This is a genomic window from Sulfurimonas sp. NW9, assembly GCF_051132275.1.
Taxonomy (GTDB): Bacteria; Campylobacterota; Campylobacteria; order Campylobacterales; family Sulfurimonadaceae; genus Sulfurimonas; species Sulfurimonas hydrogeniphila.
Map to the genome: position 1 here is coordinate 2,265,683 of NZ_CP093236.1, position 21,441 is coordinate 2,287,123.

The window sequence follows — 21,441 nt, forward strand, 5'->3', positions numbered from 1 at the left end:
TTAAATACAGATTTAACAGATTTTAGTGTAATTTTGCTTAGATTTGTATTTTAAAATTATAAATCTGTTTTAAAGGGTGTTGTTATGATTGAAATCCAAGAAGTCACTAAGTATTCGCAGAGTTTAAAAGTCTTGTATGTTGAGGATGACATTGATGCAAGAGAGATTACAACGATGCTTTTGGAGGATTTTTTCGATACTATCATTGTCGCACAAAACGGGCAGGAGGGCTTGGAAAAATTTCAAAAAGAGTCTATAGATATCATTATTACAGATATAAATATGCCCCACATGAACGGTCTGGAAATGGCAAAAAAAATAAGAGCCATCAACAAAGAAGTCCCTATTATCATACTTTCAGCCCATAACGAAGAGGACTTTTTTCTCCAGAGCATACAAATCGGCATTAACGGTTACCTTTTAAAACCCATTGATATGAAACAGCTCTCCAGTACCATCTTTCAGGTAACACAAAGATACAAATATGCGCTGCAGGCCAAACAGAATCTTCATCTCCTCAAAGAGTATCAAGAAGCAACAAACAACAGCGCTATCGTTTCCAAAACAGATACAGCAGGCATCATTACCTATGTCAATGATGCTTTTTGTGAAATTTCCGGATATACAAAAGAGGAACTTATCGGAAAAAATCACAACATTATACGCCACCCGGACAATCCCAAATCAATTTTTCAAGAAATGTGGGATACCATAAAAAATAAAAAAAAGATTTGGAAAGGCAGCATAAGAAACAGAACGAAAAACGGAAAAAGTTACTATCTTGATGCAACAGTAAAACCGATTCTTGATTTAGAGGGAAACATTCTTGAGTATATTTCATTGCGGCATGATATTACAGACATTATGCATCCGCTCAAACAACTCAAAAACGAACTCAAAAATGCCCATAATCCTTTACTGGTTTATATCAAACTTGAAGACTATGATGATCTTGAGGATTTTTATGATACAAATACGCTCTATATTCTTGAACAAAAAGCGCGAATATATCTACAGAATACTTTTGCAAAAAAATACAGTTTTGACAAAATATATCAATTGCAAAACGGAGAATATGCTTTTATACTTGATGCCAAAGAACACACCGACAATATAACATTATTTGTACAGGAGTTACAGGCACTGCAACAGCAGGTCCGCGATGATACCATTGCTTTTGAAGATCTTGAGTATGATATTGCAATTTTACTCACTTTCGCCTATGAAAATGACAAACTTTACGAATCGGTAAAACTCGGCATGAAAAAGCTTGTAAAAGAGAAGCAGCGTTTTTTACTTGCCAATAATTTTGCCTCCCAGGAGCAGAGAAAAGCAAAAGAAAATATAAGAACAGTGCATATGATTAAGGATGCCATTCGAAGTTCAAAAATTATTTCTTACTTTCAGCCCATCATCAACAACAACACACAGAAAATAGAAAAATATGAGTCCCTGGTGCGGCTGGTCAAAGAAGACGGTACAGTGCTCTCACCTTACTTTTTTCTGGAAACTGCCAAAAGAAGTAATTATTATCTCAAAATCACGAATATCGTCTTAGAACACTCTTTTACTGTTTTACGCCATTGTGAGGCAGATATCTCCATCAATCTTTCTGCCCTGGATATTGAACTGCTGAGTATGCGCAAAAAAATTCTCTCCCTTTTGCAAAAATACAAAGAGAGTGCCCACAGAATAGTTTTTGAGTTGCTTGAAGACGAACGGATCAAAGACTTTGAAACCGTCAAACAATTCATTGCAGAGATAAAGCAATACGGGGTGAAAATTGCCATTGATGATTTTGGAGCCGGATATTCCAACTTTGAAAGACTTTTGGAGTATCAGCCGGATATTCTCAAGATAGACGGGTGCCTGATACGCGATATAGAAACAAGCACCTACTCCCTTTCTGCAGTAAAAAGTATCGTTACTTTCGCAAAAGAGCAGAAACTGCAAACTGTTGCAGAGTTTATTGAAAATGAAGCTATTTTTCAGATAGTCAAAAAGCTTGGAATTGACTTTTCTCAAGGATACTATTTTGGAAAACCGGAGCCGTTGTTATGAAAAATATTTTAGTAATAGAAGATTCCCGTACCATAAACAATCTCATAAAAAAAGAGCTGACACTTCTTGGTTTTGAGATCTCACAGGCCCATACACTTGCCGAGGCAAAAGAGTTTTTGACGACACTGAAGTTTCAGCTTATCATTTTAGATTTACATCTGCCTGACGGAGAAGGTTCTGAGCTCATAGCCCATATACAGTCTTTGACAAAAACAAAAGTTATTGTCCTGACATCTTCTCAAGATGCAGATCTTCGCGAAGAACTGTTTCAGTACGGTATACTTGATTACATTATCAAAGATACCAATTTTTTATACTCTATTTCTGAAATAGTAAAAATAATTCACACAATCAGTACAAAAAAGAGAGATAAAATTTTGGTAGTCGATGATTCCCGATTTATCTGCAAACAGATCAAAACAGTTCTTGAACCCAGAAACTATACTGTGCACACAGCGATGAAAGCAAAAACAGCCTTTGATAAGCTCAAAAAAGAGGAGTATAATCTTATCATTTTAGATATGGAGCTCCCGGATATCCACGGCCTGGAATTTTTAAAACTTTTACGTAAAGACAGCCGGTTTTTGTCTATTCCCATTATTGTACTTTCGGGAACTTCCACGCCGGATATTATTCGGGATGTATTAAAAAACGGAGCCAATGATTTTCTAAAAAAGCCTTATGTGTTTGAAGAGTTTATCCTCAAAGTCGACCTGTGGATAGATTACTTCAAAAAAGAGAAAGAGTTGGCAGAAGCAAACTTTCAGCTCAAATACACAAATGACAACCTTGAGCGCCTTGTTTATGAAGAAGTTGAAAAAAACAGAAAAAAAGATGAAATTATGTTCACCCAGTCCCGCCATGCCCAAATGGGTGAAATGATAGCCATGATTGCCCACCAGTGGAGACAACCGCTCAATGCTATGGCAACGGCGGCAATCGTACTTGAACTCAAAGCGCAAAATGACAAACTTAATGCAGAAGAAGCAAAAAAAATCTCTGAAAAACTGCAAAACTATATCAACTATTTAAGTCATACTATTGATGACTTTCGAAACTTTTTTAAACCGCAAAAAGAAAAAAGAGTGACAGATTTTGAAAAAATTCTTCGTACTGTCACTGCTTTGGTTCAACACAGTCTCGAACAAAAAAATATACATTTTGAAAAAAAGATTACTGCACCCCAACAGTTTTTGGCCTTTGAAAATGAACTTGTACAGGTTGTGTTAAATATTATAAAAAATGCGCAGGATGCCTTAGTCCAAAACAACATTAGGCATCCGAAAATCACTTTGAAGATTGACAAAAACAGCTTACATATCATCGATAATGCAGGAGGCATTCCTTCACATATACAAGACAAAATTTTTCAGCCCTATTTTTCTACAAAAACCGAAAAAAACGGAACAGGCCTCGGTCTCTATATGTCAAGAATGATTATAGAAAAACACAGCGGAGGAAATCTTTCTGTCAAAAACACAAAAGAGGGTGCCGAATTTATTATAGAAATGCCTGTTTATGAAGGAGAAGAGAATGATACGCAATAGTCTCCTTGTTTTTCTTCTTGCTTTTTTATACTATGCAAGCGGAACACTCAGCCTCAGTCTTTTAAGCGGAAACTCGATTATCAATGTCGGACTTTTTGCAGCAGAAGGCATTGCTTTGGCGTTTGCCCTGTATTTCGGCAAAAAAGTCCTCCCGGGGATTTTTCTTGGACAGTTTTTCTTAGCCCTTGGCAATGAAATCTCATTTGCGGTATCACTCAGTATTGCTCTTATAAATACAGCCGAAGCCTACCTGGCTGTTGTTTTATTTAAAAAATTTCATCTCCGTGTCAGCCTTGAAAAATTTCGTGATATTTTTGGATTGGTTTTGCTGATATTTTTTGTATTGCAGCCTTTGAGTGCTTTACTTTCAAACACCGTACTGCTTATGGCACATTATATTTCTATTGAAAAGTTTTCGCTCTATCTTTTTTCATGGTGGTTTGGCAATGTAATGGGGCAGTTGGTTTTTACACCCTTTTTACTCCTCCTTTTTACAAACTTTCAAAAAATCCAATGGAAAGAATTTTTTCTCTGCTCAGGGCTGTTTGGTGCCTACGTGTATATACTCCAGATAGTATTTGGCATTGAAAACAGTTTTCTTCTTTTGAGCTTAACACTTCCTGTTGTCGCTCTCGCGAGTGCATACAAAGGCTTGGTATACGGAACTTTTTTCAATGTACTTGTAGCTCTCATTGCATCCTATGCGGTTTATCTGGATATTGGGGCGTTTACTCTCAACAACCATATAGACAATGTCATCAACTACAACCTTTTTATTCTGGTCCATGTCTCTGTAATCCTCACCATCGGAATGCTTGTTGAAGAGAGAAAGAGATACACGAAAACACTTGAAGAAACCATTGCCAAAGAAGTAAAAAAAAGCCAAGAACAGCAATTATTTCTCTACCAGCAAAGCAGACTTGCCCAAATGGGAGAAATGATTAGCATGATAGCCCACCAGTGGAGACAACCCCTGAATAATCTTGCCCTCATCAACCAACTGACAATTTCAAAACATGCCAAAGGAAAACTTGATGACAAGGCAATAGAGTATTTTAAAAGCCACTCTAAAAAACAGATAGATTTAATGTCTGACACTATAGATAATTTTAAAAACTTTTTCAAACAGGAAGATCAGATATATGCCTTTTCTCTTAAGGATGCTATCAATGAAGTTTTAAATATTACGGCCGATATTTTTAAGAATGAAGGAATTTTCATTGAATTTAATGCCGCACAGGATTATGAACTCTTTACAAATCCCAATGCCCTGAACCAGGTTCTTTTAAATATTCTCAACAATGCGAAAGATGCCCTGCTGCAAACAACACAAAATGAAAAAAAGATACAGATAACACTTGAAGATACCGGCACAGAGCTACTCATTGCCATACAGGATAATGCCGGGGGAATTGACGAAGCCATAAAAGACAAAATCTTTGACCCTTACTTCTCAACAAAACAGGAAAAAAACGGAACAGGTCTGGGTTTGTATATGGTAAAAATGGTCTTGCAGGAACAGTTACATGCTACAATAGAAGTTTTCAATACCCACGAGGGAGCCAACTTTGTTATCCGTCTGCCAAAAGGAAAAAAATAAATGAACTTAAAGAATTTTACACTTTTGTATGTTGAAGATGACATGCAGGCACAGGAACATATGAAGATGCTTTTAGCGGATGATTTCAAGGCATTTTACCAGGCATTTGACGCAGAAGAGGCTTTAGCTGTCTATAAAGAAAAAAAACCTGATATTATTTTATCAGATATTGTGCTTCCCCACTCAGACGGACTGACACTTTCCAAAGAAATTAAAAAAATCGACAAATGGCAACCGATTGTCATTCTCTCTGCTTTTGATGAAAGAGAAAAACTGCTTGAAGCGATCAATACAGGTATAGACTATTTTATTCCAAAACCGGTTGACATAGAAATGCTCTATGACAGACTCCACGCTATTGCCAGAAATCTTCAAAATGACATAGATGCCAAAAAGGCAAAAGAAAAAGAGCTCGAGGTCTTGTATGCGCTTGCACATTACGACACATTGACACAGGTTGCAAACAGACATCTCTTTAGTGTCAAACTCAATGAAACTGTAAATAAAGCACAACACTCCCATGAAAACTTTACTCTTTTTTTTATTGATTTGGACAATTTTAAAAGTATTAATGATCAATACGGACACTCAGCAGGAGATGCAGTGCTGCAGTCTGTCGCGCAAAATATAAAAAAAGTTATTCGCATCGAAGACACCTTTGCCCGCATAGGAGGTGATGAATTTGCTTTAATTGTAGAAAGTGTGAAAAAGATCTCTGATACAAAGAGTCTTACCGAGAAAATTATACAGGCTGTAAGCACTCCTATAGTATTTCAAAAGTATACATTTCACATTACATGCAGTATAGGCATAGCAGTTTACCCAATACAGGGCAGCTCAAAAGAGGCACTTTTACACAGTGCAGATATGGCAATGTATGCAGCAAAGAAAGAGGCAAAATCTCATTTTAAATTCGGCGATTCTTCTACAGCACCCACAACTCAAGGGCGGAGTTCAGATGTATAAAAAAAGCTATCTCTTTTTCATTGCCTTTGTAATCCTCTTGAGTTTTTTTCTCCTCATGCAGCTTAAAGAGCTCTCAAAACCTCAACAGATAACAACAAAAAATTTCTTAAATCAAAAAGAAAAAACATGGCTGCGTACTTTAAAGAAGCCCCTTACTGTCGGTATTACCAACATTCCAAACCAGGTTATCATATCTCCTGAGGGCAAAACTGCCGGTTTTTCTTTGGATCTTTTTCATCTCCTTGAACAGGAGTTGGGTATCTCTTTTAAATACATCTCTTTTCCTACATGGCATGCATTAATGGACGCTGCAAAAAAAGGGAAAATCGATATAGTTTTTGCAGCGCAAAAAACTCAGGAACGTCTGGGGTATCTGGATTTTACAGATGTTATTCTCACACAGCAAAACAAAATCATCACGCAGCGTGACAATTTTTTGGTTTCTGATATTGAGTCACTGCAGGCAAAGAGTGTTGCACTTGTTGACAAAAGTGCAATTTTTGCATACATTCAAAACAAATATCCCTCTATTGTGATAAAACCCTGCGAAACAGAGCTCAAAGCCCTGCAGGCTGTAGCAGCAGGAACAGCAGAGGCAACCATCAGTGAACCTGTGAGAGCGAGTTACTATATGAGTCAGTATAATATTCAAAACCTGCGGGTTGCCGGTGATTTGGACTACCTTTATCAACTTCGTATAGCAAGCCAAAGCAGTCTGCCTGTGCTTAATGTTATTTTAAGTAAAGCGGTGACCAATTTACCCCAACAGGAGTTGCAGTCTCTTTACCTGAAATGGGGCTATATTAAAGACAAAGAGCGTTATTTCGACAAGCAGACACTTATTTATTTAGCCATTGCCTTTGGAATTATTTTACCATTTTCCATTTACCTTTATTTCATAAACCTCTCGCTCGAACACGAAGTAAAAAGAAGAAAAGATGCCCAAGACAAACTACGCGCACTCAATCAAAACCTTCAGCAGCAGGTCAGACAAGAAGTAGAAAAACAGAGAGAACAGGAGTTGCACATGCTGCAGCAGAACAGACTGGCACAGATGGGGAATATGATGAATATGATTGCGCATCAATGGAAACAACCACTCAATGCACTTTCTATGCTTATGCAAACAGTCAGGCACAAGTACAAACAGTCTAAACTCAATGATGATTTTATTGAGTATTTTGACAAAAATGCAAAAAAACAACTCCAGGAAATGACAAAAGTCACAAACGATTTTATGCACTACTTTCGGCCAAAAGACAAGTTAGAATTTTCTATAGATGAAATTATCACTCACAGTATCAATCTTGTAAAACCGGTATTTCAGGCAAAGAATATCTCCATTACCTATGAAAACAAAAGTACAAAAACACTTACAATGCAAAGTGATATTCTCGGACAGGTGATCATTAATATTTTAAACAATGCCAAAGATGCATTAATTGAAAATAATATTGAAGATAAAAATATATACATTACACTGACACTGCGGCATAATCAGACTGAAATTATAATAGAAGATAACGCAGGAGGTATTCCTCAGGATATTATGAACAAAATTTTTGACCCTTATTTCAGCACAAAAGATGATACAGGAACAGGACTGGGGCTCTATATGAGTAAAATTATCATTGAAAACTACTGCGCGGGCACACTCTGTGTTCGCAATACCGACAAAGGTGCTCTTTTTAGTATTACTGTTTCTTAAGCACAAAGCTATACATAAGAATGGATGCAGCCACACCTACATTAAAACTTTTAATGCCCGCCTGCATCTCTATGCTGACAATTTCATCACAGAGATCCAAAATATCCTGTGCGATTCCCTGACCCTCATGCCCCATCAGAAGTACCCATTTGCCGCTTACATGTAAAGAGGACAAGGGAGTGGAATCCTCGGTAACTTCTGCGGCATAGACTCGGTAACCGGCAGATTTTAAAGCAGCAATCGTCTCAAAAATATCTTTATAGACATGTATGCCCAGCCTGTGCGCATAGCCCATAGAGACACGCAGAGCACGCCTGTTAAACGGATGAGGTGAGGATTTTGGCAAAAAATAACTCGTTACGCCAAGTGCGGCTGCACTTCTGGCAATCGAGCCTACATTTTCACTTGAAGTGATATTATCGAGCATGATGATACGCTCACCTGCCCCCTCTAAAGTAATATCATCAGGACGTATGCCGTGTGCCATGCAGTTATGATGTATCTTATGCCCGACAATCCTGCTCATCTCCTCTTTCGTTGTGAGATAGACTTTGGGAATATTTTTTGACTGCACAAGAGGCATAAATTCATCATAATACTCCTGCGTTGCAAGTATACTTTTATCTCCAAATCACTCTCAAGCAAAAGATTGACGACTTTCGGACTGTCGGCTATAAAACTTCTGTCACTCCGAAAAGCATTCTCTCTGAGTTCTTTGTAAATCTGCAGTTCATCTGTATTAATATTATCAATTTTTATAATCATTTCATTATTTTAGGATAAAATAACTTATGAACATACTTTTAATGGAAGATGACCCTGTTTTGTCCGATATTTTACTGGATTTTTTGCGAGAAGAGTGGCATGTGGATTATGCTTACAATGCGCAGGAAGTCTATGTGCATCTTGAAAACTCCAAATATGACCTGTTTATATTTGATATCAATGTGATGGGTCAAGACGGCATAGACCTCCTCAGAGAACTCCGAGCTTTCAGCAACAAAACCCCCACTGTTTTTATCACCGCCTACAGAGATACAAAACACCTGCAGCGTGCTTTTGACGCCGGTGCGCATGATTACATTAAAAAACCTTTTGAACTTGAAGAACTGCATGCCAGAATACTCAGTATCAAAAGAGTTTTCAATATTGAAAATAACAAGTTTATCATCCTGGATGACGAAACTCTATTTTACCCTGTGCAAAAAACAGTACATGTAAACAACAAAAAAATCTCTCTCACTGCCAAAGATACACTGCTCTTATCCTATTTTTTAAAAAACAGATCTCGCCTCATTACCAACGAAGAACTTGTGCAGAATATCTGGAACTTTGATTCGCTGCCCAGTGATGCTACGCTTCGTTCGCACATCAGAACACTCAGAGAAATTATAGGCAAAGAAAAAATAAAAACTGTTCGAGGGGAAGGGTATATTTTTGAATAAAATAACAAAAAAATCCTTCTACTCTTTTCTCTCTCTTTATCTTCTCAGCTCTTTTATGTTTTTGTCTTTGGCGGCTTACTGGTTTTACACATCTCAGGTAGCTATGGAAAAAAATGCCAATTTTTACAAAATGAACCACATCGCTGACATTGTCAGTGCCAAAGTCATTGATGCCCATATGCACCATAAAAAATTCAAACTTGATGCGTTTCAAAAAGAAGCTATCGCCCTTTTTGATGCACAAAAACACCTGTTATACGGGAGAGTTGTCCAGGCGGTTGATTTTTCAAAAGATTTTTACATGAAAGATGATATTTTTACTCTAATCACCCAAAGGACAGCCGGACATTTACATGTAAAGTACATTGTTGTACAAAGTGACGAGTGTGTAAAAAATATAGAAGTGATAAAAAACAAAATTGCCTATGCTGTCATTATTACAGCTTTTCTCATCATTGTCATCGCCGTCTTTTTATCCTATATTTTTCTCAAACCGCTCAAAGACAAAATGCAGGAGATAGAGGATTTTGTCAAAGACACAACCCATGAATTAAATACACCCATTACAGCAATTATGATGAGTACTTCAAGATTAAAAGCAAAAAAGGAGTATGATGAAAAAACGGTCAAGAACATCTCCATCAGTACAAAACAGCTTTATGACATATATGCATCACTCAGCTTTTTAAGTTTTGACAATGAGAGTGAAGAGGCCGTTTCTCTTCTGTTTGATGAAATTATCAAAGAAGATATTGCTTATTTCAGTGAACTTGTGGAGAAAAAAAATATTACTGTCCAAACCGATTTGCAAAACTGTCCACTTAAAATAGCACCGACAAAAGCAAAAATGATTATAAACAACCTGCTTGGCAATGCCATAAAATATTCTCATCCCAACACAAAGATAAAAATCACAACCACACACAACTCTTTTGTCATTCAAGATGAAGGCATCGGTATCAAACAAGAAAAACTGCAGCAAATTTTCACCCGCTTTGTACGGGCAAATTCCTATGCCGGCGGATTTGGAGTCGGTTTAAATATTGTCCAGAGTATCATAGAAGAGTATAACTTTCAAATAAACATAGAGTCCAAAGAAAATCTAGGAACCAAAATTACACTTACCTTTGTTTAATCTCTCAAATTTTCCTGCGGTTTGCAAAAGTAGTACCCCTGTGAATAGTCAACACCCATTTGATGCAATGTTTCATATGTCTCTTCATCTTTAACAAACTCTGCTATTGTCTTGATCTTCATTTTTTTCGCAAAATGCAAAATACTTTCCAGGGTTGCCATTTCAGCACCACCCTGATGCATATTCAAAACCAGAGAACCGTCAATCTTTATAAAATCTATATCAAGTTTTCCAAGATATGAAAAATTTGAATATCCTGTTCCAAAATCATCAATAGCAATTTTACATCCATACATTTTTACTTTTTTTATAAAATTTGAGACCTCATCAAAATTTTCTATCCCCTCGGATTCCACAATCTCTACAGTTACCCGCTCTCCGCATGCATACTTCTGCAGATTCTCCACCAAAGTCTGCACAACCTCTTGTGATTCTATATCTTCAAGTGTAAAATTGATTGCAAATGAGCACGCTGAATCAGCAAATTTTTGGAATACTTTTTCAAGCATAATCTTTGTCAATTGTGTATAGAGTTTGGCTTTTTTGGCATGTTCTAAAAAAAAGACAGGAGAAATAATCTTCCCGTCTTTTCCTGTAAGCGGATAAGCGCTTCATATTTAACAATCTCTTGTGTTTTGTTATCTACAATACCCTGATAGTATGGGACAAACCTGTCATTGTCAATCGCATTTTTAATCTTTGTTATTATTTCAAGATTTTCTTTGATACGGTTTTGCAGATCCGGATTTTCATTAAAAAATGTCACTTTTTTGTTTGTTCTTTTGTTGTCTTTTAAGGCAATATGGGAGAATTTGTAAATATCTTTCTTTTTTCCATAGGAGACGCCGCAAGAGAGAAACAGTGAGATGTTCATCCCTTCAAAAGAGTAACTGCTGTTTTGAAGGGTATCCAGAATTGCTGTAATTGCCTGCTTCGCCGTATTGTTTAATGTATGCTCACACAAGATTGCAAATTCATCACCACTTATTCTGTAGACTTTTTTATGGGCCTGCAACAGAGTCTGTGAAAAACTTTTTAGCACCTCATCTCCGACTTCATATCCAAAATAATCATTAATATCTGAAACCTGTCTATATTGATAAGAACCAAAGAGGCTTTATTCTCTCCGTTTAGCTTTAAATCGTGTAACAATGCCGTTCTGTTTTGCAAACCGGTAAGTTCGTCCATAAACTGATTTTTAATGATTTCATCTTTGTGCACAAGGTCCGTCACATCAATTCTAGCAGCGATATATTCTATAATTTTATCATAGGAGTTCAAAATAGGGGCAATAGTTGACTTTACATAATAGGCCTCTCCGTTCTTTTTTCTGTTTTTAAGCGTACCTTGCCATATTTTTTTATTTTTTATCGTATCCCACATATGTTGATAGATATGTTCCGGGTTGTCAGGATGTTTGATAATGCGATGATTTTTCCCGATCAGTTCATCTTTGGAGTAACCGGAAGCTTCACAAAATTTGTCATTCACATAGGTTATAATGCCATTGACATCCGTTTTGGAGACAATACTGTTATGATCCAAAATCATCTTATACTGCTTGAGTTTCTGAATTTCATCATGATATGGCAAGCTCAAATATTCACTCCTCTTTCATCAACTCTAAACCAACCTGCAATAGAGTATCTCTCTTTCTTGGAAACCAGAACTTCATGAGGAAACTCTTCGCTCAAAAATACAACCAGAGTATTTATAAGAGGCGCAACTGTTTGCATTTGTTATCATTTTTGTCATACATGACCAGTTCTCCCCATTTTGAGACGTATACTCTTCGTTAAGATAATAGACAGTCGTAACAACACGGTTTTTTGTACCGCCAAAAGCATCAAGATGTTTTTCGTAAAAATCACCTGCCTGGTATAAAGCAAAATGTGCCTCATAGTATTTAATCCCAAGATAAAGCTGCCGGTTCAAATAATTTTGAAGTCCGTTCATAAAATCCAGGTACCTGGCAGTTGGCTCATTCTCTGCATCTATCCAGTATATTTTATCTTTTCTGCGATTTGTATTGATCGTAGAGTGATGGGAAATTCCCGCCTGTTTGTATTGTCTGATATTTTGTGACATCTGTAAAAGTTGCTTTGCAAGTGCAGGTTCAAACACATTTTCTAAAATAATATAGCCGTTGTCGACCAGGGCATCTGTTATTTTTGAGTAAAGCTTTTTATACATGAAGGTATTGTAGCAAGAAGAGGACTCCCGTCAAGGGAGAGTCAGAGAAGAAAATTAGATAGGCAAAACTCTGATTTTTTTAGAAAGTTTTTCTTTTAGTGTTGATTCAATTGCATAGAGTGTACCCGTAGCAGATGAGGCACAACCGTCACATGCACCGAGATAGCGGATATAAATATCAATGTTGTCATCATTCTTTTTAATGTCTATGATTTCCACATTTCCGCCATCCATAATCAGGAACTGTCTGACGCTCTCATCAATGACAGCATCAACAGCTTTGATTTGCTGTACAAGTGTCATCTCTTCAAAATTTCCGCCGCCTGCACTCATCGCATCTGCAGCTGCTTTCATTTTTTCTGCTTCCATCTCTTTGCGAGTCTGCTCTAAAATGTCAACCAGATACCACTCTCTGTCTTCATGACCGCCCGGTTTGATACAAGACTTACAAAAACCGCCGGCTTTTGTATAGTCCGTAATCTCTTCAACCGTTTTGAGGTCATTTAGTTTAATAACTTCTTGAATCGTACCGAGTGAAACACGCGCACATTCACATACAATGATTTCATCTTCAAAACTCTCTTCATCTACACCAAGGTACAATGAAGCTGCTTTTTTAATAACATCATATGCCATTACCGAACAGTGCATTTTTTGCGGTGGAACTGCCGGAGTATCCGGATCATCACGCAGTGCTTTTTCCACATCAATATTTGTAATTTTTACCGCTTCCTGTACTGTTTTGCCAATACAAGCTCTGTCATTACATCACTTGATGCGATAGCCGTACCAAGCCGAATGATTTGAATTTTGAGTTTACAATTTTGTCTGTTTTTGGATCAATTTCCCAGTAGAGTCTTACTGCATCTCCACAACTCTCCGCTCCGAAATCTGCTACGATGAGCTTGTTTCCGTGTGCTTCAGCTTCTTCCGGTGTAATTTCCCCTTGATGCTGGGGATTGTTCATTAATGTAGTTACTTTATTTGAATACGCGTCCCATAGAGACTCGCCTAACATATCTGCTTTTGCCATACTATTCTTCCTTAATTTTATTTTATAAAATGAAGACGACCCTTCATTATTATTACGGGAAAGGAAGTATACCCTCAAGGGGTACCTCGATTCTTTTCCCTACGCTAACACTTGGTTTTGCTCAATGCAAAGCTCGCGCAACTCGTTGCTTTACCCTAATGTTTTTCTCTGTAAAATGAAGAGGCTCAGACCGTAGGGAGGATTCGCCCTCGGAATTTTATAGAGAAAAACATGGCACCACTTACTTATTAATGTGCCATGTGGTGAGGAATATGACACTCCCCGCTTCGCCGCCCGGAGTCGGTGCAACTTTTGCAAACGAACTCGATATAGCACGAAGTCTTGCCACCGCACTCTTAAAATGCTCTATGGTGTAGTCTATCTCTTCATCTGTTGTAAAACGCGAAAGTGATAGTCTGATACCTGTGTGTGCAAGTTCATTGTCAGCACCGATTGCAAGCATAACAGAGTTCGCTTCCAAATCTTCAGAAGCACATGCTGAACCTGTAGATGCCCCGATTTGACCGTTATTCAAGTCCCAAAGCATCCCTTCACCCTCAACACCTCTTATAGAAATAAGAATTGTATTTGGTGTACGGTTTTCACGGCTGCCGACAACAAAAGTATCACTGAGTTCCAAAAGTGCATCTTCAAGTCTGTCACGTTTTGCACGAATAGAAGCCATTGTCTCTTCAATGTTTGTTGTAGCAAGTTCGATAGCTTTTCCCATACCTACTATATAGGGAACATTCAATGTTCCCGAACGACGATGACCCATCTGCTCTCCACCGTGAAACAGTGGAGTCAAAGGCTGTGAATCTTTAATATAAAGTGCCCCGATACCTTTTGGTCCATGAAATTTATGCGCAGACATACTTAAAAAATCTACATGTACATCTTGTAAATCAACAGGAATTTTTCCGACTGCCTGAACAGCATCCGAATGAAAAAGAACCCCTTTTTCTTTACAAATCTCACCAATCTCTTTAATAGGGAAAATCATCCCTGTTTCGTTTGAAGCCCACATAACACTTACAAGTGCGGTTTTGTCTGTGATGAAGCTTTTTACCGTATGTGACTCAACAATACCCTCTTCATTGACAGGAAGGTAAGTTACTTTCACGCCCTGCTCTTCCAGCCATCTGCATGTAGCAAGCACTGAAGGATGTTCAACTTCTGTTGTAATGATATGGTCTTTTTCTCCATTGACAATTTTGTCAAAATAGATGGACTTTAATACCCAGTTGTTTGATTCTGTTGCACATGATGTGAATACGATATCATCATTGTCACTCGCATTGAGTGCTGTATAAACCTGGTCTATTGCTTTTCTCAGGTATGGATGTGATGCTGTACCAAACTTGTGAAGCGAATTGGGATTTCCGTAAATTTCACTAAAGAATGGTTGCATTACTTCTACTACCTGCGGGTCCGTCATTGTAGTAGCGTTATTGTCTAAATAAACTTGCATATTTTTACCTCTTAATTGGGTTATATTTTAAATCAGACTATTTTTGTCTTCTTTTACTTTTGACATCATAATAGTTTTGTCATTATGATTTGCTTAAGCCAAACTGAGTTTACATTTTGTTTAAGAATTCAAACAGCCAATAATAATGTTATAATAACAAATTAAGAAGGAAAAAACAATGTGTAATTTTAACAATCTAGACCAAAAGAAAAAAGAGTTTTTACATCTTTTTTTAACAAAAGCAGCCAAAATATAGGTGGCGTAAACTATTTACTTGCACTCATTGAAGCCATGCGTGCAAAAAAACCGCATCCGCTTATGCAAAAGAACTGCCAAATTGCTTCAAACAATACAATCATAAAATGGAACAAAGTAGTTTTTAAAGACAAAATAGATCTGATTCAAAATATTCTCGTTGCGCACAGAGAGGCTGAAGAAAAAGATTTCAATATCTTACACGGGACAAATTCAAAAGTAAAAAAGAACATCATCAACATGTCGCGGGCACTTGCACCTTTGAAGTTTGTCATCACTCCCCAAAATCCCAATGACGGAGAAGGTTTCAGTTTTACTGTTTTTGAAACGCTTGAAGATGATGTTATCGTATTTAACCCTGTTTTTATTGCTCTGTTTTTTTGTTCAACCGAATTTACTAAAAAAGCCATTAAATATCAAATCTAGCATCTCCTGAAATATCACTTTAAATCTCTTATGTTATAATCGCGAAATTAATTATATTATAAGAGGGTAACCATCATGGGGCAAACTATAACTGAAAAAATATTCTCACAGCATATCGGTCGTGAAGTCAAAGCGGGTGAAATTATCCGTTGCGATATTGATATGGTTATCGGAAACGATATTACTACACCTATTTCTATCAAAGCTTTTGAAGAGAGTGGTGCACAAAAACTGGCAAATCCGGACGGTTTCTCTATCGTTCTTGATCACTTTATTCCGGCAAAAGACATTGCATCAGCGAATCAGGCAAGAATTTCCCGCGATTTTGCAAAAAAACACCAACTCAAAAACTATTTTGATGAAAAGGATATGGGCATTGAGCATGCTTTATTGCCGGAAAAGGGACTGATTGTTCCGGGTGATGTTATCATCGGTGCCGATTCGCATACATGTACGCACGGAGCACTCGGTGCATTTTCAACAGGAATGGGTTCAACGGATCTTGCATTTGCTATGATTACCGGAGGGAACTGGTTCAAAGTACCCGAATCTATCAAAGTTGTACTCTCAGGCAAACCCGGAAAATATACAACAGGAAAAGATATTATCCTGGAATTATTCGTCTTATCGGTGTTGACGGTGCACTGTACAAAACCTTGGAATTTACAGGAAGTACGATTAAGCACCTTACGATAGATGACAGATTTTCTATGTGCAATATGGCGATTGAAGCCGGTGCAAAAAACGGTATCGTAGCCTATGATGAGATTACAGCAGAGTTTTTGGCAGACAAAAACCTCGCCCGCGCGCCTCGTATTCACTACTCTGACGAAGATGCCCAGTATGTTCAGGTTTTAGAGATTGATGTTGCAAACCTTGACCCCGTTATTGCCTATCCTTTCTTGCCGTCAAACGGTCACTCAGTCAAAAAAGCGGTCGAAGATAAAATCAAAGTGGACCAGGCTTTTATCGGAAGCTGTACAAACGGCCGCCTTGCTGACCTCAAAGTAGCCGCTGAGATACTCAAAGGACAAAAAGTCCATCCTGATGTTCGTCTCATTGTCACACCGGGAACACAAAAAATCCTGCGTGAAGCAAACCATTTGGGCTATATCGACATCATTGTCGATGCCGGCGGTGTTGTGAGCAATCCTACTTGCGGTGCCTGCCTCGGCGGATACATGGGTATTTTAGGGGACAATGAAGTAGCCATCAGCACAACAAACAGAAACTTTGTCGGTCGTATGGGCAGCCGCTCTTCAAAGTTACCTGGCAACTCAGCCGTTGCTGCCGCGGCATCTGCAATTACAGGGTATATTACAGACCCGAGATAATGATATATTAATAACAAATAAGGAACATTTTATGAAAAAAAGATTTTTGCTACCACTTTTATTGGCAGGGACACTGATTCAAGCGAGCGATTACAAATACGAAATCTCTCCAATGATAGGATACGATATCGCAGAAGGCAATCTTGGCATTAAAGATGACGGCTATTTTACAGGAGGCGTTGAAGTACAATTCAATACTTTAGAAAGTAAAATAAGCCCGGAATTTTCAGTATTTCATTCTCGCGGCGTAGATTATAAGTCAGGTGGAGATACACAAATTACCCGTGGTGCTTTTAATGGCGTGTATACTTTTGAAAAAACACATACCGTCATCCCTTTTGCAAAAATGGGTGTAGGCATTGAAAATATTTCTGATACAAACAGAAATAATGAAACCGGTATGTTTTTAGATGCAGGGGCAGGAGTGAAAATCCCTTTTACTCAAAACTGGGCGCTTAAATTAGAAGCTATTTATATGGCAAAAATTGCTTCAAACAATGCCGGAAATGCTGACAGCAACCTTGTAGGTCTTGTCGGTCTTACTTACTCTTTTGGTGCACAAAAAGCACAAACAATCCCTGAGGTTGTTACAATTGTCGAAGAAAAAGTTATCCTCATAGAAAAACCGGAAGTGGATAGTGACGGTGACGGCATTTATGATGCCCTCGACAAATGTCCAAATACTCCGCCAAACAGTACAGTTGATATAAACGGTTGCAAAATTTCTCTTGATGATGACCATGACGGAGTAGAAAATTCTTTAGACAAATGTCCAAACACTCCTGCAGGAACTCCGGTAAATGTAGATGGATGCCCTCAAACGATTAACTTAGACATTCATTTTGAAAACAATTCGTATGCAGTCAAGCAAACATCTCTTGCAAAAATAGACGCATTTGCAGACTTTTTGAAAAAATACAAAAACTACAGTGCTGAGATAGTCGGCTATACTGATAGCAGAGGAAGCGAAGCTTATAACAAAAAACTTTCTCAAAAAAGAGCCGATGAAGTAAAAAACTTCTTGTGCAAAAAGGAGTACCTGCTTCAAGACTGACAACGCTAGGAATGGGTGAGCTTAACCCTATTGCAAGTAATAAAACAGCTGAAGGTCGCGCACAAAACAGACGGATTGAAGCAAACTTAACACTCAACTAAATGTTCGATATTCCTGTGTTATCTTTGCAGGCGGCAAAAGCAGCAGAATGGGAGAGGACAAATCGCTTCTCCCTTTTGCCGGTTTCAGTACCCTGACAGAGTACCAATACGTCAGACTGGGTAAAATTTTTACAAAGGTCTATATCTCCTGCAAAAACAAATCAGTTTTTTCTTTTGATGCGAACTTCATAGAAGATAAAAAAGTTTCTTCTGTTTTCGCTCCTACTCTTGGGTTTGTCACAGTATTTGATACACTCAGTGCAGAAAAAATATTTGTTTTGAGCGTTGACACCCCCTTTGTCTCCCAAAGAGAAATAGAAAAAATCATACTTGCCGACAACTCTGCTTCTGATGCGGTTATTGCCAAAACAGATGAGGGTGTACAGCCCTTATGCGGGATCTACTCCAAAAATTTACAACCAAAATTTTTACAGATGCTTCATGAAAACAATCATAAACTTGGTTCTCTTTTAAAAAATTCCAAAACAAGCTATGTTTATTTTCCTGATTCAAAACCCTTTTTAAATATGAATCACCCTAAAGATTATCAAAAAGCTCTTGAAATTCTCACGCATTATTAACGGCACTTTGCTATAATAGTAAAAATAATTTAACAGAGAGCAGTTTAGTAATGAATTTAACGCATCTTGATGAAAACCAAAGACCTAAAATGGTTGACGTAAGTGATAAGAACAATACAACAAGAGTAGCAATAGCAAGCGGTATCATAAAAATGAGTCAAGATGCCTACGATGCCATAGTCAGCGAAAAAACAAAAAAAGGTCCTGTATTGCAAACAGCCGTTATTGCAGCTATTATGGGGACGAAAAAAACCAGCGAACTCATTCCTATGTGTCATCCTTTAAATTTAAGCGGCATAAACTGTGAGGTAGAAGAACTGACACAGCTTCCTGGATTTAAGCTTACAGTTACTGCGAAACTCACAGGACAGACAGGTGTTGAGATGGAGGCATTAACAGGAGTCAGCATCGGGCTTTTGACAATTTATGACATGGTAAAGGCTATCGACAAAGGAATGGTGATACAGAATGTTCAACTTGAATCTAAATCAGGAGGAAAAAGTGGAGACTTTAAACGATAAACTCAAAGACAAACAATTGGAACTTGAATATCCTTGTAACTGGTGCTATAAAGTCATTGCAAGTGAGAAAGAGGCTCTGCAAAATGCCATAAAAGAGGTCATTGATGAACGCTCACACAAACTTACAGACTCAAACAAGTCTAAAACAGGCAAATATGTCAGCATGAACCTTGATTTACTTGTTCATAACGAAGATGACAGAAAATTTATATATGATGCTTTGAAAAATCATCAAGATATTAAAATGGTACTTTAGGAGTAACCCATGGATCAAAATCAAACCCTGCAAACAAAACTCAAAGAAGCATACAGTCATAAATTTAAAAGTATAGAAAAAAGAATCGGACATGCATTGTCCGATGCAAAAGTAGATCTGAAAAACATCTCACTGGATGAGATGAAAGCCTTAACAAATACTTTTGTTGAAGAAGAAACACATACTTTGAAAGAAGAGGTTGAAAAGCTTTTGGAACAAAAAGAAGCCATCGAAAGAGCTTTGCACAAAAAATCAGAAGAGCTGCAAATAGCAAAATATGAGGTTTTCAATGCTATTGAAGAGCAACTCAAAGATGACAAAGCTGTTCATATGTTACATCAAATCAAACTGCAGTCCATTGATCTGTATGATATGCTCAGCGAAATGGTGGAATCAGCCATTATTACAGCACTGGAAAAAGATACAGACGGTGATGTAAACGAATCAATCAAAGAGGTTATAAAAGATATTACCTTTGAGTCTATAAAAGAAGGTTCTCTCAATACAATACGTGTGAGAAAAATCCTCTCCACAATTCTTGCAACGACTATAGAAGTTGCAGAAGCAACACCGACAAGAGCCCAAGAGATTCTCTCTGCCACACTCAAAGGTATGCGAAGCGGATTGATCAAATCTATTGACAGATTTAAACAAAGAGTTGCATTTATGCCTGTAGAAGCCAAACATATACTTATCGAAGACTATGATACTATCATAGAAGATTTGCATCAGACAGATACACTTTTTTCACAGATAATCATCACGCAGGCTTCCCAAAGTTCACAATACATTAAAAAAATCCTTCTCGAACTTAACAAAGAAATGCGTTATGATCTCGAAGAGCTTATTCTTATCTCCAAAGAAACAGCTGAAGTTATCAAAGAAAAGTTTTCTGCCTTTGCAAAAATTGCAGCCAAGAAAGCAGACAGTGCCCTGCATTCGCCAAAGGCACAGGAAGCCAAAAAAATGGGCATACAGGCATGGGAAGTTGCCCGGGCAGCACTTGGCAGTGCAATAAAGTCAGCCAAAGATGCGATGGAAAAAAAAGATAGATAAATTTCATCTTAAGATAATTTATTATTATAATTAACTAAAAAATAAATTTGAATGTTTTAATATAATTTTCTAAACTCAAATACAAAGGATTTACTATGATGTTACACCCTGCAACCGTACACTTTGCGATGGCTTTACCTGTAGTTGCTTCAGTTTTTGGACTTGTTTATCTTTACAGCAAAAGTGAAATGATGTCGAAAACTTCTCTTATAATGACACTTGCGGCAGCACTTGCAATGACAGTAGCCTGGTATACAGGGAATCAGGCCGGACCGGAAATTTTTGATTATCTGAGCAAAGCCGGTAAAGAAGAACTCCTGGAACATAAAGAGCTTGGGCTGTATCTGGCAATAGCAACGGGTATTATCGCATTGGTGCAGATAGTCGGATATAAAATGAAAAACTTTGCTGTGCAGGCATTGGCCATTCTTCTTTTACTTGCAGCAACAGCAACAACACTTTTGCAAGGAAAACACGGTGGAGAAATAGTTTACAACTACGGTATGCCTTTTAAAGCCTATATGATAGAAGATTCTCTCCATGAAGCAACAGCTAATGCTGAAGCCACTGAGGACTGTGATGAAAAAGTGGAAGCCTATGAAGACGCAATAGATGAGATTAGTTCACTTTCAGAAGAAGTGGATGCTATTTATGGCAATACACCAAAAACCCAAGAAGAAGATGATGACGAGTAGATA

The 21,441-nt window shown here is 37.6% G+C and carries 19 protein-coding genes and 4 pseudogenes; 15 read left to right on the top strand and 8 right to left on the bottom strand.

The features are described 5' to 3' along the window. Nucleotides 1-84: 84 nt before the first annotated feature. The 5 genes from MLC44_RS12800 to MLC44_RS12820 are packed head-to-tail and all read left to right on the top strand — an operon-like array spanning nt 85 to nt 7,882. Nucleotides 85-2,061: an EAL domain-containing response regulator gene (locus MLC44_RS12800; RefSeq protein ID WP_418640793.1), complete on the top strand. Its 1,977-nt coding sequence runs from the start codon at nt 85-87 to the stop codon at nt 2,059-2,061. After that, entirely contained in the window at nt 2,058-3,608 is a 1,551-nt protein-coding gene (locus tag MLC44_RS12805) for a hybrid sensor histidine kinase/response regulator (protein ID WP_418640794.1), read from the top strand. The genes MLC44_RS12800 and MLC44_RS12805 overlap by 4 nt, the downstream gene beginning before the upstream one ends. After that, nucleotides 3,595-5,208: an ATP-binding protein gene (locus tag MLC44_RS12810; protein ID WP_418640795.1), complete on the top strand. Its 1,614-nt coding sequence runs from the start codon at nt 3,595-3,597 to the stop codon at nt 5,206-5,208. Before MLC44_RS12805 ends, MLC44_RS12810 begins: the two co-directional genes overlap by 14 nt. Next, complete coding sequence (locus MLC44_RS12815; protein WP_418640796.1) at nt 5,209-6,174, top strand: two-component system response regulator; 966 nt, start codon at nt 5,209-5,211, stop codon at nt 6,172-6,174. It abuts the gene before it with no gap. Beyond that, entirely contained in the window at nt 6,167-7,882 is a 1,716-nt protein-coding gene (locus MLC44_RS12820; protein ID WP_434657688.1) for an ATP-binding protein, read from the top strand. The genes MLC44_RS12815 and MLC44_RS12820 overlap by 8 nt, the downstream gene beginning before the upstream one ends. Here MLC44_RS12820 and MLC44_RS12825 read toward each other — a convergent pair. Both MLC44_RS12825 and MLC44_RS12830 read right to left on the bottom strand, forming a co-directional pair. Further along, nucleotides 7,869-8,465, bottom strand: coding sequence for a TrmH family RNA methyltransferase (locus MLC44_RS12825; RefSeq protein WP_434657690.1), 597 nt, complete (start codon nt 8,463-8,465; stop codon nt 7,869-7,871). The two genes, MLC44_RS12820 and MLC44_RS12825, sit on opposite strands and share 14 nt — an antisense overlap. Continuing rightward, the gene (locus MLC44_RS12830) at nt 8,405-8,647 is read right to left on the bottom strand and encodes a hypothetical protein (protein ID WP_434657693.1); all 243 of its coding nucleotides are present in this window, start codon (nt 8,645-8,647) and stop codon (nt 8,405-8,407) included. Before MLC44_RS12830 ends, MLC44_RS12825 begins: the two co-directional genes overlap by 61 nt. 26 nt (nt 8,648-8,673) lie before the next feature. Between MLC44_RS12830 and MLC44_RS12835 the strand changes: the two genes are divergently transcribed. Then, the gene (locus tag MLC44_RS12835; protein WP_434657695.1) at nt 8,674-9,327 is read left to right on the top strand and encodes a response regulator transcription factor; all 654 of its coding nucleotides are present in this window, start codon (nt 8,674-8,676) and stop codon (nt 9,325-9,327) included. Then, nucleotides 9,320-10,462, top strand: coding sequence for a sensor histidine kinase (locus MLC44_RS12840; RefSeq protein WP_418640800.1), 1,143 nt, complete (start codon nt 9,320-9,322; stop codon nt 10,460-10,462). The genes MLC44_RS12835 and MLC44_RS12840 overlap by 8 nt, the downstream gene beginning before the upstream one ends. Here MLC44_RS12840 and MLC44_RS12845 read toward each other — a convergent pair. The 6 genes and pseudogenes from MLC44_RS12845 to MLC44_RS12870 form a co-directional block, all read right to left on the bottom strand. Next, nucleotides 10,459-11,504: pseudogene (locus tag MLC44_RS12845) on the bottom strand (EAL domain-containing protein). The gene MLC44_RS12840 and the pseudogene MLC44_RS12845 overlap by 4 nt on opposite strands. Then, on the bottom strand, nt 11,498-12,061 hold the full coding sequence (locus MLC44_RS12850; protein ID WP_434657697.1) for a PAS domain S-box protein: 564 nt from the start codon (nt 12,059-12,061) through the stop codon (nt 11,498-11,500). The pseudogene MLC44_RS12845 and the gene MLC44_RS12850 overlap by 7 nt, the downstream one beginning before the upstream one ends. Then, nucleotides 12,058-12,198 (bottom strand): 2OG-Fe(II) oxygenase, encoded by a 141-nt coding sequence (locus MLC44_RS12855; protein ID WP_434657699.1) that lies wholly within the window; start codon nt 12,196-12,198, stop codon nt 12,058-12,060. Before MLC44_RS12855 ends, MLC44_RS12850 begins: the two co-directional genes overlap by 4 nt. Beyond that, nucleotides 12,134-12,655, bottom strand: coding sequence for a 2OG-Fe(II) oxygenase (locus tag MLC44_RS12860; protein ID WP_434657701.1), 522 nt, complete (start codon nt 12,653-12,655; stop codon nt 12,134-12,136). The genes MLC44_RS12855 and MLC44_RS12860 overlap by 65 nt, the downstream gene beginning before the upstream one ends. Before the next feature lie 54 nt (nt 12,656-12,709). Next, nucleotides 12,710-13,688 (bottom strand): annotated as a pseudogene (locus MLC44_RS12865) (iron-sulfur cluster assembly scaffold protein). Between the two features lie 241 nt (nt 13,689-13,929). After that, entirely contained in the window at nt 13,930-15,159 is a 1,230-nt protein-coding gene (locus MLC44_RS12870; protein WP_434657703.1) for a NifS family cysteine desulfurase, read from the bottom strand. A gap of 291 nt (nt 15,160-15,450) precedes the next feature. Between MLC44_RS12870 and MLC44_RS12875 the strand changes: the two genes are divergently transcribed. The 8 genes and pseudogenes from MLC44_RS12875 (at nt 15,451) to MLC44_RS12910 (ending at nt 21,438) form a co-directional block, all read left to right on the top strand. Further along, on the top strand, nt 15,451-15,840 hold the full coding sequence (locus tag MLC44_RS12875) for a hypothetical protein (RefSeq protein WP_434657705.1): 390 nt from the start codon (nt 15,451-15,453) through the stop codon (nt 15,838-15,840). Between the two features lie 75 nt (nt 15,841-15,915). After that, a pseudogene (locus MLC44_RS12880) lies at nt 15,916-17,174 on the top strand (3-isopropylmalate dehydratase large subunit). A 31-nt stretch (nt 17,175-17,205) separates the two neighbouring features. Next, nucleotides 17,206-18,329 (top strand): annotated as a pseudogene (locus MLC44_RS12885) (OmpA family protein). A 20-nt stretch (nt 18,330-18,349) separates the two neighbouring features. After that, a complete protein-coding gene (gene mobA, locus MLC44_RS12890; protein WP_434658890.1) occupies nt 18,350-18,910 on the top strand; it encodes a molybdenum cofactor guanylyltransferase MobA in 561 nt (186 codons plus the stop codon). Between the two features lie 50 nt (nt 18,911-18,960). Further along, nucleotides 18,961-19,431 carry a cyclic pyranopterin monophosphate synthase MoaC gene (gene moaC, locus MLC44_RS12895; RefSeq protein ID WP_151899308.1) on the top strand — a complete coding sequence of 157 codons (471 nt, stop codon included), beginning with the start codon at nt 18,961-18,963 and terminating at the stop codon, nt 19,429-19,431. Continuing rightward, nucleotides 19,412-19,687, top strand: a complete 276-nt coding sequence (locus MLC44_RS12900) for an HP0495 family protein (RefSeq protein ID WP_151899307.1) — start codon at nt 19,412-19,414, stop codon at nt 19,685-19,687. Before moaC ends, MLC44_RS12900 begins: the two co-directional genes overlap by 20 nt. Before the next feature lie 9 nt (nt 19,688-19,696). Continuing rightward, nucleotides 19,697-20,743 (top strand): DUF6781 family protein, encoded by a 1,047-nt coding sequence (locus MLC44_RS12905; RefSeq protein WP_434657710.1) that lies wholly within the window; start codon nt 19,697-19,699, stop codon nt 20,741-20,743. A 95-nt stretch (nt 20,744-20,838) separates the two neighbouring features. After that, nucleotides 20,839-21,438 (top strand): DUF2231 domain-containing protein, encoded by a 600-nt coding sequence (locus tag MLC44_RS12910; RefSeq protein WP_151899305.1) that lies wholly within the window; start codon nt 20,839-20,841, stop codon nt 21,436-21,438. Nucleotides 21,439-21,441: the final 3 nt, after the last annotated feature.